Source organism: Pseudomonas sp. CCC3.1 (assembly GCF_034347405.1).
In the GTDB taxonomy this organism is placed as follows: Bacteria; Pseudomonadota; Gammaproteobacteria; order Pseudomonadales; family Pseudomonadaceae; genus Aquipseudomonas.
In genome coordinates this window covers 3,499,231-3,511,835 of record NZ_CP133778.1, presented here as the reverse complement: position 1 = coordinate 3,511,835, position 12,605 = coordinate 3,499,231, and the positions used below count along the sequence as shown (strand labels likewise).

Annotated in this window: 9 protein-coding genes; 2 read left to right on the top strand and 7 right to left on the bottom strand. The window is 56.7% G+C overall.

The window, feature by feature from the left end; genetic code table 11:
- The first annotated feature begins 6 nt into the window (after positions 1-6).
- Complete coding sequence (locus RHM56_RS15420; protein WP_322233554.1) at positions 7-1,254, top strand: ATP-grasp domain-containing protein; 1,248 nt, start codon at positions 7-9, stop codon at positions 1,252-1,254.
- Positions 1,255-1,319: 65 nt separating this feature from the next.
- Here RHM56_RS15420 and RHM56_RS15415 read toward each other — a convergent pair whose 3' ends face one another.
- Genes RHM56_RS15415 through RHM56_RS15405 form a run of 3 tightly spaced genes read right to left on the bottom strand, consistent with a single transcriptional unit; the run spans position 1,320 to position 7,099 of the window.
- The gene (locus RHM56_RS15415) at positions 1,320-2,738 is read right to left on the bottom strand and encodes an efflux transporter outer membrane subunit (protein ID WP_322233552.1); all 1,419 of its coding nucleotides are present in this window, start codon (positions 2,736-2,738) and stop codon (positions 1,320-1,322) included.
- Positions 2,722-3,888 (bottom strand): efflux RND transporter periplasmic adaptor subunit, encoded by a 1,167-nt coding sequence (locus tag RHM56_RS15410; protein ID WP_322233550.1) that lies wholly within the window; start codon positions 3,886-3,888, stop codon positions 2,722-2,724. Before RHM56_RS15410 ends, RHM56_RS15415 begins: the two co-directional genes overlap by 17 nt.
- Positions 3,878-7,099: an efflux RND transporter permease subunit gene (locus RHM56_RS15405; protein WP_322233548.1), complete on the bottom strand. Its 3,222-nt coding sequence runs from the start codon at positions 7,097-7,099 to the stop codon at positions 3,878-3,880. The genes RHM56_RS15410 and RHM56_RS15405 overlap by 11 nt, the downstream gene beginning before the upstream one ends.
- A 224-nt stretch (positions 7,100-7,323) precedes the next feature.
- Here RHM56_RS15405 and RHM56_RS15400 point away from each other — a divergent pair, with 224 nt between their 5' ends.
- Positions 7,324-7,734 carry a hypothetical protein gene (locus RHM56_RS15400; protein ID WP_322233546.1) on the top strand — a complete coding sequence of 137 codons (411 nt, stop codon included), beginning with the start codon at positions 7,324-7,326 and terminating at the stop codon, positions 7,732-7,734.
- A gap of 176 nt (positions 7,735-7,910) precedes the next feature.
- Here RHM56_RS15400 and mapR read toward each other — a convergent pair whose 3' ends face one another.
- The 4 genes from mapR to RHM56_RS15380 all read right to left on the bottom strand — a co-directional run bounded on the left by mapR (position 7,911) and on the right by RHM56_RS15380 (position 12,547).
- Positions 7,911-9,320 carry a GntR family transcriptional regulator MpaR gene (mapR, locus tag RHM56_RS15395; RefSeq protein WP_322233544.1) on the bottom strand — a complete coding sequence of 470 codons (1,410 nt, stop codon included), beginning with the start codon at positions 9,318-9,320 and terminating at the stop codon, positions 7,911-7,913.
- A gap of 122 nt (positions 9,321-9,442) precedes the next feature.
- Positions 9,443-10,864, bottom strand: coding sequence for a cytochrome c oxidase accessory protein CcoG (ccoG, locus tag RHM56_RS15390; protein ID WP_322233541.1), 1,422 nt, complete (start codon positions 10,862-10,864; stop codon positions 9,443-9,445).
- Positions 10,865-11,072: 208 nt separating this feature from the next.
- Positions 11,073-11,807 (bottom strand): ABC transporter ATP-binding protein, encoded by a 735-nt coding sequence (locus tag RHM56_RS15385; protein WP_322233538.1) that lies wholly within the window; start codon positions 11,805-11,807, stop codon positions 11,073-11,075.
- Entirely contained in the window at positions 11,807-12,547 is a 741-nt protein-coding gene (locus RHM56_RS15380; protein WP_322233536.1) for an ABC transporter permease, read from the bottom strand. The genes RHM56_RS15385 and RHM56_RS15380 overlap by 1 nt, the downstream gene beginning before the upstream one ends.
- Positions 12,548-12,605 lie beyond the last annotated feature (58 nt).

Genomic DNA, 12,605 nt, shown 5'->3' with positions numbered 1-12,605 from the left:
TTTAATATGATCAAGGTTTTAATCGTCGACGGATTTTCCTCGGGTAAGTTTGTGGCGAAAAAACTATACGAAGACGGCTGCCTGTTATGGCACTTGGCGTCCAGTGCTGAGATTGACGATTATTACTACGTGGGTTTTGATTTCAGTATTTACCAAAAAGCAATGGTAAATGTGGATATCGACACCACACTTCTTGAACTCAAGCAGTTTGGAGCCGATGTCGTTGTCGCCGGTGCAGAAAGTGGTGTGCTGCTGGCCGATAGGTTGAATGAGTATTTTGGATTGAGCTATGCCAATGACGCTGGCAGTTCTTGTGCGCGAAGAAATAAATACCACATGATCCAATACGTAACTCATGCGGGGTTGTCAGCTGCCGCGCAGTGCGCAGTTGATAGTTGGGCAGCAGGGTGCGAATGGATTAAAACGCATCAAAAATTTCCTGTTGTCGTGAAGCCGCTGGAAAGCGCAGGGGCCGATGGAGTTTATATATGCCCAGACCTCGCGGCCTGCGAGCGTGCATTTAAAGAGCTGCTGGGGACGCGTAATAGACTCAATATCGAGAACAGGCAAGTGTTGCTGCAAGAGTATTTGGTAGGCACTGAGTATGTGGTGAATATGGTGTCTTTAGGCGGGCGGCAACTGGTTACGGAGGTTGTCAAATATCAAAAATGCCTTTTAGCCTCTGGCAGCGTTGTGTATGACATCGATCAATTAATCGACTCCAGCGCTGAGGGATACACCGAATTGGTCAATTACACCCGGCAGGTGGTTAAAAGTCTGGGAATTAAAAATGGGCCGAGTCATGCTGAGGTCATGCTTACCGAAAATGGCCCAGTGCTGGTCGAAGTTGCGGCCCGCACGGATGGGATTCTCAGGGCCAGTGTTTGCGCTGAAACAACTGGGCTAGGACAGATTGATGCATTAGCGCTATCGATTACTGACCCCGGCGAATTTGAGCAATTGTTGGCATCTGGCGCAGACTATGAAGTGTTCAATCACACTTACAACGTCTGCCTTATAAACACTGAAGAAGGTGTATTCCGACAAAAAGCGTTTCTAACTGAAGTAACTCGTCTGGACTCGTTTTTTGAAGTGGTTTTCTACCTCGCGGATGGGCAAAAAATCGGTATCACCCGCGATGTTTTTAGCCAGCCTGGTACGGTTTATCTGGTTCATCCTGACCTCAGTCAAATTGAAAGTGACTACGCTAGAATCCGCGAAATGGAAGCGGCAGGTATTTACCGAGAGCATTGAGTCTTCATGCGAGGTCTGCGCCGAGCCAGCGTACATAGGCAGTCTCGACGCAGACAGGTCCAACGTTACTGTTGGCCCTCCCAACCGCCTCCCAGCGCCGTCAACAACCCGACACTGGCCTGCAACTGCCGGGTACGCAGGGCTTGCACCTGACGCTGTGCCTGCAACGCCGCCGTTTGCGCAGTCACTACGTCCAGGTAACTCACAGCCCCCGCCTCGTAGCTGTTGGTGGCGAGGGTTTGGGTATGTTGCGCTGCGTTGGCTGCCGCTTGTTCGTCGAGGCTTTCCTGCCTCAGGTCGCGCAGTTGCGCCAGGTTGTCTTCCACTTCTCGTACGGCGTGCAGCACTTGGCTGCGGTAGTGCGCAGACGCTTCTTCGAACTCGGCTTTGGCCTGGCGCTCTTGGGCGTCCAACCTGCCGCCATCGAATATAGGCAAGCTGACCAGTGGCCCCAAGGCCCAGAAACGATTGCCCGCTGACAACAAATTTCCGCTGCCCTGGGTTTGTCCGCCCAGCAATCCGGTCAGGCTGAAGTCCGGGTACCAAGCGGCCTTGGCCACGCCGATTTGGGCGTTGGCAGCGAATACTCGGCGTTCGGCTGCGGCGATGTCTGGCCTGCGTTGCAGCAAGGTGCTGGGCAGGGCGGCGGGTTGCGCCGGGACGTTCAAGGTCTGCGTGCTCGGCGCCAGGGCAAAGCTGCTGGCAGGCTCGCCCACCAGTTCGCCAATGGCGTGTTCGGTCAGGTTGCGCTGGGCGCGCACGTCGTCCAATTGTGCTTCGGCTGTGGCCAATTGGTTTTGTGCGCGGGTCAGGTCGAGTTCAGAGGCAATTTGCCCTTGAAAACGGGCGCGGGTCAGTTGCAAGGCTTGGCTGTAGTCATCCAGGGTGCTGGAGAGGATGCGGCTTTGCGCATCCAGCCCGTCGAGTTGCACGTACAGGCTGGCCAGTTGTTGTTGCAGGCTCAAGCGTGCAACCGCCAGGTCATCGGCTGAGGCTTGGGCCTGGGCATCACCGGCCGCGACTTGATTGCGGATTTTGCCCCATAAGTCCAAATCATAATTGAGCGCAAAACCTGCGGTGTTGCTGTTGTACATCGAAGGCTGGGTGGTACCGCGCAACGGCCGGTTGTCTGATTGACGCTGACGCAACGGCTGCCCGCTGGCGGTGATTTGCGGAAACAATCCCGCATGGAACTGGCTGGCATACGCCTGCGCGGCATCGTAGTGCGCAAGGGCTGCCGCCAGATTCGGGTTGGCACTGAGCAGGCGCTGTTGCAGGTCGTTCAAGCGCTCATCGTGGTACAGCCGCCACCATTGTGGCGACAGTTGATCGCCCGGCTGCGCGCTGTGCCACGGGCCATCGCTAGTCTGCTCGCGGTAGTGCTGCGGCAGGTCGAGCACGGGCGGTTCGTAGGTCGGGGCCAGCGAGCAGCCTTGCAGCGCCAGCGCCAACAACAACGCGCTGCGTTTAAGCTTTGGCGACATGGGGCGCTCCTGTATCGGCAAGTTTGACCGTGTCACCTTCGCGCAAGGCATCAGGCGGGTTGTCGATGACCGTGTCAGCGGGTTTCAGGCCCTGGTCGATCACCAGTCGGTCGCCCAAGTCCATGCCGATATGGATGTTCTGCAAGTGCACGTGTTTCGCGCTGTCCAGCACCGCCACTTGGGTGCCTTGCGCGCGGAAGATCAGCGCACTGGCCGGAATGCTCACGCCATGGGTGTCCGCTGGAATGGACAGCACCGCTTCGGCATAGTCGCCGGGCAACAGGGCATCGTTGGGGTTTTGCGCGACGAACTGTGCCATCAAGGTGCCAGAGCGCGGATCAACCGACGTCGAGTTGCCGATCAACTGGGCGCTGAAGGTTTGCCCGGGATGCTCCGGCACATTGAGTTGCACCTGCATGCCGGGGCGAATCACGCTGGCGTAGTTTTGCGGCACGGGCACGTACAGGCGCAGTTGATGGATGTCGGCGATGTCGAACAATTCCGGGTCGCTGTCGGTGTCAGCCTTGACCAGTTGGCCAATGTCGGTGTTGCGCGCGGTGATGGTGCCAGCGAATGGCGCACGAATGGTTTTGTAGTCCTCCAGCGATGACAGCCGTGCGTAATCGGCTTCGGCGGCTTGGGCATTGGCCTTCGCGGCAGCGGCGTTGGAGTGTTTCTCGTCGGCCTCCTGACGCGATACCGAATGACTGGCCAGCAGGTTTTGCCAGCGGGTGGCCGTGGTCGCGGCAAGCCGGGCGTTGGCCTGTTCTTGAAGCATATGGGCGCGGGCTTGCGCCAATTGCTGGTCAAGGTCAGGGCTTTCAATCACGGCCAGCACCTGACCGGTGGTGACCTTGCTGCCGATGTCGGTTTTCCAGCTTTTGAGGTAGCCATTGACCCGCGCATGAATCGGCGCCTTGCTCCAGGCTTCAAGGTGCGCGGGCAGGCGCAGGGTGTCGCCGTGGGCGTTTTGCAGGGGCTGGAACACGCTGACCACCGGCAAGGCGGCGGCCTCGGTCCAGCCAATCACCGCATGCTCATGCCGGCTGCGCGCTGCCAGGCCATTGGCGACCAGTAACGCGGCCAGTGTCAGGCCGCCGATGCCCAGTAGCATCAAACGCTTGCGCGAAGGTTTTTGATCAGACGACATGGGTAGTTTCTCCAGCAGCAGCGCGATTTTTTTCACTGCCGTGCACCAGGCTGAACACCACGGGCACGAACAGCAGGGTGGCGACGGTTGCCAGCATCAGACCGCCAATCACGGCGCGTCCGAGCGGGGCGTTCTGTTCTTCTGAAATAGCCAGCGGCAACATGCCGATCATCATCGCCAGCGCGGTCATGCACACCGGACGGAAGCGTGTGTAACCCGCTTCGAGTGCGGCTTTGAGTGCATCGCCATGTTCGGCCAGGCGCTCTCGACAGAAGCTCACCACCAGAATCGAGTTGGCGGTGGCCACCCCCATGCACAAGATGGCGCCGGTCAAGGCCGGAACCGACAGCGATGTGCCGCTGAGAAACAGCATCCACACAATCCCGGCCAGGGCGGCGGGCAGGGCGGTGATGATCACAAACGGATCGACCCAGGACTGAAAGTTGACCACGATCAGCAGATAGATCAGCACCACGGCGCCGAGCAGGCCAAAACTCAAGCCATTGAAGGCTTCATGCAGGGCGTCGATCTGGCCGTGCAAGGTGATGGTTGCGCCTTTGGGACGCAGGTCCGATGCGCCGTCAATCACCTTCTGCACATCTGCCGCCACCGAGCCCAGATCGCGGCCCTGAATGTTGGCGTACACGTCCAGCGTGGGCTGGATGTTGTAGTGCGTGACCACGGCCGGGCTGTCGACGCGACTGATGGTTGCCAGGCCGCCAAGGATTTGTGTCTGGCCGTTGCTACCGGTCACCGGCAAGGCTTCCAGGGCTGGAAGGCTGTCCAGGCGGTATTGCGGGGTGGCCGCGACGACGCCGTAAGACACGCCGTTTTGCGGGTTAAGCCAGAAGGTCGGGGCCACCTGGGAGCTGCCGGCCAAAGACGCCACCATGCTGTTGGTGACATCGCGTTCGGTAATCCCTAGGCCACTGGCGCGCAGGCGATCGACGTTGACTTGCAGCGATGGGTAACCCACCGACTGCTGGATCCGCAGGTCGGCAATCCCCGGGACGTGTTGCAAGCGTCGTTGCAGTTCCAGTGCATACGCCCGGTTGGCCGCGTCGTCACGTCCGGAGATTTTTATGTCCAGCGGTGCCGGGGCTCCGAAGTTGAGGATCTGGGTACTGATATCCGCAGGCATAAAGGCAAACTGGCTGCCGGGGAAACTCTCGGGCAAGGCTTCGCGCAAGTGTTTCACGTAGTCCGCCGTCGGGCTGTGATCGGCCTTGAGCGAGATTTGAATATCGCCGTCTTGCGGGCCGACAGTGCCGCTGCTGCTGTAGGCCATGTCGATACCGCTTAACGGAATGCCAATGTTATCGATGATGGTGTCCAGTTGATCGGCCGGAATGATTTCGCGAATCCGCGACTCGATACGGTCGAAGGCGGCGGCACTTTCTTCAATCCGTGTCCCCAGCGGCAAGCGCACGTGCAGGGCCAATGCCCCGGCATCGGTGGCCGGAAAGAAGTCTTGCCCCAGGCTTGGCAGCAACACAAATGAGGCCAGTACACACGTCATGAATCCCAGCAAAAAACGTTTGCGATGGGCCAGGGCCAGTTCCAGCACGCCGTAGTAAGCATCACGTACAGCCGAGAAACGGCGCTCAAATCCTTGCTGAAAGTTCAGCAGTGCACGCACTGGCGCCGAGTGTTTCTGGGTGTGCTGATCGCCCTCGTGATGGTTGATGTAACCATCTTCCGGGTGATGCCCCGAGCCTTGCTCCGGCACGTGGGGCTTGAGCAGGAACATCGCCAGCGTTGGTACCAGGGTCCGCGACAGGATGAACGAGCTGCCCATCGCAAAAATCACCGACAGCGCCATGGGGCGGAACAGGTAACCGGCAATCCCCTGCAACATAAACATCGGCACAAACACGATGCAGATACACAGCAGCGACACAAATGCCGGGCCGACAATCTGCTTGGCCCCATCGAGAATCGCATCGCGCACCGACTTGCCTTGTTCAAGGTGCCAGTTGATGTTCTCGATGGTCACTGTCGCATCGTCGACCAATATTCCCACCGCCAGTGCCAGCCCTCCGAGCGTCATGACGTTCAGGGTTTGCCCACTGAGGGCCAGCAGAGCAATGGCTGAGAGCACCGCCAGCGGGATCGACACGGCAATGATCAGGGTCGAACGCCAGCTGCCCAGGAACAGCAGAATCATGGCGCTGGTCAGCAAGGCGGCAATGATGCCTTCCTGCGCCACGCTGCCGACCGATTGCTTGACGAACACCGACGCGTCGCCCAGCAACGAAGTTTTAAGCGAGGGCGGCAAGGTTTCATTGATGCGTGGCAGCATCCCGCGGATGCCGTCGACAATCGACAAGGTCGAGATATTTCCGTTTTTCAAGGCCGGCATCAGCACTGCCCGTTGACCGTCGACACGCACGATGTTGGTTTGCGGCGGCGATCCATCGCGCACGTGGGCCACTTGACCAATGGTAATCAGCGCGCCATTGACGGTTTTGATCGGCATGTCATTGAGCTCATCAATCGCCTTGGGGCTGTTGTTGAGCATCACGGTGTATTCGTAGGTGCCGAGCTTGGCCGTCCCGACCGGAATAATCTGGTTCTGCGCTGCCAGGGCGGCCCCTACGTCTTGTGCTGACAAGCCTTTGGCTGCCAGTGCCTGCGGGTCAAGGTCGAGGGTGATCTGGCGCTGTTTACCGCCCATGGGCGTTGGCATGGCCAGGCCAGGCAGCGAACTCAAAGGCAGGCGAATATTGTTCTGTACCAGATCGCGGATTTTGGCTTCCGAGAGCGTCGGGCTGGAGAACGCCATTTGCAGAATGGGCACCGTCGACGCGCTGTAGTTGAGAATCAGCGGCGGGGTGATGCCGGGTGGCATTTGCTTGAGCACCGTTTGTGACACGGCGGTCACTTGCGCGTTGGCGGTGCGAATGTCGACGCCGGGCTGGAAGAAAATCTTCACGATGCCCATACCGGGCAGCGATTGCGACTCGATGTGTTCGATGTCGTTGACCGTGGTACTCAACGAGCGCTCGTACGTATAAATGACCCGGCCTGCCATATCGGCAGGCGCCAGCCCGGTGTATTGCCATACCACGGCAACCACGGGAATACCAATGTCAGGAAACACATCCGTCGGGGTGCGCACAGCCGCCAGCGGCCCGATGATGCAGATGAAAATCGCCAGCACGATAAACGTGTAGGGCTTGTGCAATGCGGTCTTTACCAGCCCGAGCATGCCAGAACCTCCGAGGAGTGAAATTGCAAACACGGGCAGTCTTACCGCTCAAACCTAACGATCAGCTTTCAGCAACATGAAGGAAGGTTTAGGTATGGGCTGAAAATCCCTTCACCTTCATTCATTAGGCCGGTCGCGGGTTGCAGATCAAGCTTGAGGCCTATTCGACGGGTTGAGTGTTGGGCCTGTCGCACTCTTTGGTTTCATTTGTGAGGCACACCTTGATGAACCTTAAACCCCTGTTAGTGATTCCGTCCCTGAGCCTGGTGCTGTTGCTGTCAGCCTGTGCTGGCCCGATGCCCAAGCAAGACCCGAGCGAAGCCTGGATAGGCCTGAAGGAAGAAGGTAACAGCGACTTGATGGCCGAGCGCGTCGATGGCAAGAACATCAACGACGGCCGCTACTTTGAAGTCACCCCAGGCGCGCATCACCTTGATGTCACCTTGTTTGAAGGGGCCACCGGTGATGAGAACGAAGTGAATTGCCAAGGCAAGGTCAATTACCAGCAATTCAAGGCGGGCGAGCGTTACGAACTGATCGAATCGAGCTTGGGCCCAGAGGTCAGCGCCACGCTGGTTGATTCCCACGGTAAGGAAGTGGCCCACACCGCTGACTTCAACTGCATGCCGGGCTAACACCCCGCGTACTGTAGCCGCTGACGAGGTACGAAGGCTGCGATCGAGTGCGCAGCAGTCGTAAAATCTCAGGCCCCTCAGCGCATCTGGGACTCCGGGCCAACAGGTTTACGACGGCTGCGCCGCCGATCGCAGCCTTCGTGCCTTGTCAGCGACTACAGGGTTTGGTGTGTCAGTTAAAACGAGCGAACAATCTTGCCCAGGGTTTCCATGGCCTTTTCACAGGTCTCATCCCAGGGGCTGCCGTAGTTCAGGCGGATGCAGTTTCTAAAGCGCTGGGTCGCCGAGAAAATCGGCCCCGGCGCGATGCTGATGCCTTGGGCCAGGGCCATCTGAAACAGTTTGAGCGAGTCCATCTGTTCAGGCAGTTCCAGCCACAAAAAATACCCCCCTGCAGGTTTACTGACTCGGGTTTGCGCCGGGAAGTACCGCGCAATCGCTGCCAGCATCGCGCTTTGCTGGTCCTCCAGCGCATCGCGCAGGCGCCGCAAGTGACGGTCGTAACCGCCGTGCTGCAAATAGTCGGCAATCGCCGCTTGTGCCGGCATTGATGCGCACAGCGAAGTCATGAGTTTCAGGCGCTCTATCTTTTGCGCAAAGCGCCCGGCCGCGACCCAACCGATCCGATAACCCGGTGCCAGGCTTTTGGCAAATGAGCCGCAATGCATCACCAGCCCTTCGGTGTCGAAGGCCTTGGCGGGTTTGGGCGCGTGTTGACCGAAGTACAACTCGGCGTACACATCGTCTTCAATCAACGGCACCTGATGCTCGCGCAGCAGTTCGACCAGCGCCTGTTTCTTGGCTTCGGGCATGGTGGCGCCAATCGGGTTTTGAAAACTGGTCATGCACCACACGGCCTTGATCGGATGCCGATCGAGGGTCTGCGCCAACGCATCGAGGTCGATGCCGTCGCGCGGGTGGACCGGGATTTCGATGGCCTTGAGCTTGAGTCGCTCCAGCACTTGCAGGCAGGCGTAAAAAGCCGGGGCTTCAATCGCGACCAGATCACCGGGTTCAGTGACGGCTTGCAGGCACAGGTTCAAGGCTTCCAGCGCGCCATTGGTGATCAGCAACTCCTCCATCGGCAGCATCAGCCCGCCGACCATATACCGCAGGGCAATCTGGCGACGCAGTTGCGGGTTGCCCGGCGACATGTCGGTGACCACCATGCGCGGGTCCATTTCGCGGCTGGCGCTGGCCATCGAGCGAGCCAGACGTTGCAGCGGGAACAGCATGGGGCTGGGGAAGGCCGAGCCGAACGGCACGGTATGCGGGTCTTTGATCGAGTCCAGCACTGAGAACACCAGGTCGCTGACATCGACCTGAGTGGACTCGGTGGCGTGGCTGCTGACCACCGGTTCGGAAAACGGGCTGGGCGCGTGCGTGTTGACGAAATACCCCGAGCGCGGCTTGGCGCGAATCAGGCCGCGGCGTTCGAGCAGGTAATAGGCCTGAAACACCGTGGATGGGCTGACCCCATAAGTCTGGCTGGCATAGCGCACCGACGGCACGCGCTGACCGGGGCCGAGCACCCCGGATCGGATCAGTTCAGCAATATCGTCAGCGAATTTTTCGTAGCGTTTCATGAACTAAAACTCAGCTAATCCTGTGGAAGTGGGCTTGCTCGCGATGTTAACGCTGCGGTTTGCCGAAATGACCGCGTCGATGCTATCGCGAGCAAGCTCGCTCCCACAGGAGAATGTGTGATTTAACGATTTATCGGTGCAACAAACCGGCTCTTGGCCACACTGCGCACACTCGGTTCATCGGTGTCGGTGACCACAAATTCAATGGTCTGTGAGCTGCTCTTGGGGCGCTCGGCCAGCAGCGCCACCGACACCGGCACTTCGACAATTTCGCCAGGGGCCAGGGTCAACTCGGTTTTGCCCTGTAACTGGAACGCCTCATCCGGTTGCAGCAACACGCGATAGTGCTGCGGCTCCTGGGTTTTGTTAATGATTTTGAGGCTATAGATGTTCTCGATCTGCCCCTGGCTGTTCTCACGGAACAGGCCCCGGTCCTTGATCACATCCAGTGACACCATGGAACGTTGATTCAAGGCCACCACCAACGCGCCGATCATCAGCACCAGCACCCCTGCGTAGCCCATCAGGCGAGGGCGCAACCAGTGGGTTTTGCCGCCCTGCAATTCATGTTCGGAGGTGTAACGCACCAGGCCACGGGCATAGCCCATTTTGTCCATCACCGAATCACAGGCATCGACGCAGGCCGCGCAGCCGATGCACTCCATTTGCAGACCGTCGCGAATGTCGATCCCGGTCGGACACACCTGTACGCACATCGTGCAATCGATGCAATCTCCCAGCCCGACCTGCGCCGGTTCCACCCCGCGTTTGCGCGGGCCACGGCTTTCGCCACGGGCCACGTCATACGAAATCGCCAAGGTGTCCTTATCAAACATCACACTCTGAAAGCGTGCATAGGGGCACATGTGCATGCACACCGCTTCACGCAGCCAGCCCGCGCTGATGTACGTGGCGCCGGTAAAAAACAACACCCAGAACAAACTGATGCCGGCTATTTCCAGGGTCAACAACTCGATAGCCAGAGGGCGAATGGGCGTGAAGTACCCGACAAAGGTCAAAGCCGTCAGCACACTGATCGCCAGCCAAAGCGAATGCTTGGCCGTCCGCCGGGCAATCTTGTTCAAGCGCCAGGGCGTGGCTTGCAGTTTGATGCGCTGGTTTCTGTCACCTTCGGTGATTTTTTCACACCACATAAACAGCCACGTCCAGGTACTTTGCGGGCAGGTGTAGCCACACCACACCCGGCCTGCAAACACCGTGATCGCAAACAGGCCAAAGGCGGCAATGATCAGCAGTGCCGACAACAAAATAAAATCCTGAGGCCAGAACGTGGCGCCAAAGATGTGGAATTTGCTTTCGGACAAATCCCACAACACAGCCTGACGACCATCCCAATGCAGCCAGACGGTGCCAAAGAACACTAAAAACAAAAAACCGGTGCTCACGATGCGAAGCGTGCGGAACAGGCCGGTAAAACTGCGGGTGTGGATCTGGTTATCGCTGGCCCTGTTTTTAGTAGTGGAGGCTTTGGAATGCGCAGCCTCAAACGCTTCAAGTCTCTGGACGGGAATGTGATTGCTCATGGTCCTTCACTCATCAGCCTCCATCAGGCCAGAGCACTATCGCCCGCCAACTGTTTGCATAACAGGCTCAGCTAACTGATTAAAAGACGGATCAGATGGTTTTTTTCAGCCCGTATACCAATAAGCAATCACCCGTAGAATCTGGCCTTGGAGCCGTTAGCTCAAATATCTGGCGCAAGTACTGATCAAGATCAACGCACTCAGCGAATCAGGGGAAGGCGCCGTTTAAGGGCTGGTGAGAGCCTGCTGCTGCGTTAATAAATGCGCGATCAAGGGTGGCTGCCTGAAAACGCCTTTTGAATGCATCGCCGTTTTCAAAATGCATGAATTGCTGTTGGCTGATCATGTAAAAGCCATCGCAGTTTTGGCTTATTTCGTCAACGTTGTGTGACGAAACAAGAATTGCCGTGCCACCCTTCGTTGCCGCTCGCAAGCATTGCCAGATATAAAAGCGAAACTCGGGATCTACACCAGCCGTTGGCTCATCCAAAATTAAAAGATCAGCGTCTATCGACAATAAAGACACGGTAAAGAACCAGCGTTTTTCACCGTAACTGCACAGAGACGATTTCTTGCTCCATATCTCGTTGTAGCGCTCCACGACTTGAGGGCTCCAGCAGGCCAGCTTATCCAGGGTATTGTCCTTGGTCATTGAGGTGCTTGAGCAGAGCAGAGTCATCATTTTAAAAATATCAAACATACGCAGTGCGGGAGGTGTTATCACGGTTTGAGATAAATAAAGCTGTTTTGGAAACGTATTTATTAATTGCCCTGAGTTGGGCTGCTTTAAGCCACAAACAAGATCGAAAAATGTAGTTTTGCCCGACCCGTTAGGCCCTAGAAGACCGACGATTTGTCCTGGTTCAACCGTTAAGGATGCTTGTGTAAATAGGCTCTTGGCAGCGTATTTGAAATCAATGTTGTTCGCCTGCAGAACGTTCATCAATATCGGCTCCAAATAGGGTTGATTCGTAAATGTTTGCGTGCTTGAGTCATCGCCAAGCCGAATATTATAAAAATACTGATGATCAATAGTCGGGAAGAAGGGGCTTCATCTAGCATAATGTTTTTTCCGAGTTCCAGAATATTCAGTGCACTAATAGATGTGCCGACTGTGCCGGGCAATGCTGTTTGAGATATCCCCAGCGCCAGCATCAGGAAGGATGCAATTGAGAAAATAGTGTTGGCAGTTTGAAAGTTTAACGGCAGAAACGTTAATAACAGACCGGGAATGCAAAATAATACAAGGCAGCTATAGAACCGTAGAAAAATAGTAAGTGCTTCGTCAGCGGAATACGATCCGAAAGCAGGCCGGGTCATAATGTAGAAAATCATGCAATATATGAGCGCGATGACTGAGTAAGCCAAAAACTGTGCAAGAAGAAATACCGTTTTAGCATGGAGTGTGTAAATGAATGACCGCATGAATCCGCTTTCTCGTCTTCCGATGATATAAAAAGAGAAACCAAAGAAAGCAATGCTTAGTGATAGGTAAGCATAAAACCATGCCGCTGCGCTGGAGTAGTCTTGCTGGAAGTAGGTGCTGCCTTTTGAAAACGCAAGCAAATAAAAAATAGCACTGGGTGAGAGTAATATCCAAAAAAGTGCGATGGGCTCTTTTAATTGCTCTTTTATTAATATTCCGGCCAGCCGTACCGCTCGAATTGTCATAGGGCTATGCATGTTTTACCTGCTAAGGGAATGGCACCATAGTGCGCTGGCGTTCGGGGATTATGTTCTC

Excerpts from the sequence above, each read along its gene's own strand:
- RHM56_RS15420 (WP_322233554.1), top strand. The coding sequence starts at position 7 with ATGATCAAGGTTTTAATCGTCGACGGATTTTCCTCGGGTAAGTTTGTG.
- RHM56_RS15415 (WP_322233552.1), bottom strand. The coding sequence starts at position 2,738 with ATGTCGCCAAAGCTTAAACGCAGCGCGTTGTTGTTGGCGCTGGCGCTG.
- RHM56_RS15410 (WP_322233550.1), bottom strand. The coding sequence starts at position 3,888 with ATGTCGTCTGATCAAAAACCTTCGCGCAAGCGTTTGATGCTACTGGGC.
- RHM56_RS15405 (WP_322233548.1), bottom strand. The coding sequence starts at position 7,099 with ATGCTCGGGCTGGTAAAGACCGCATTGCACAAGCCCTACACGTTTATC.
- RHM56_RS15400 (WP_322233546.1), top strand. The coding sequence starts at position 7,324 with ATGAACCTTAAACCCCTGTTAGTGATTCCGTCCCTGAGCCTGGTGCTG.
- mapR (WP_322233544.1), bottom strand. The coding sequence starts at position 9,320 with ATGAAACGCTACGAAAAATTCGCTGACGATATTGCTGAACTGATCCGA.
- ccoG (WP_322233541.1), bottom strand. The coding sequence starts at position 10,864 with ATGAGCAATCACATTCCCGTCCAGAGACTTGAAGCGTTTGAGGCTGCG.
- RHM56_RS15385 (WP_322233538.1), bottom strand. The coding sequence starts at position 11,807 with ATGAACGTTCTGCAGGCGAACAACATTGATTTCAAATACGCTGCCAAG.
- RHM56_RS15380 (WP_322233536.1), bottom strand. The coding sequence starts at position 12,547 with ATGCATAGCCCTATGACAATTCGAGCGGTACGGCTGGCCGGAATATTA.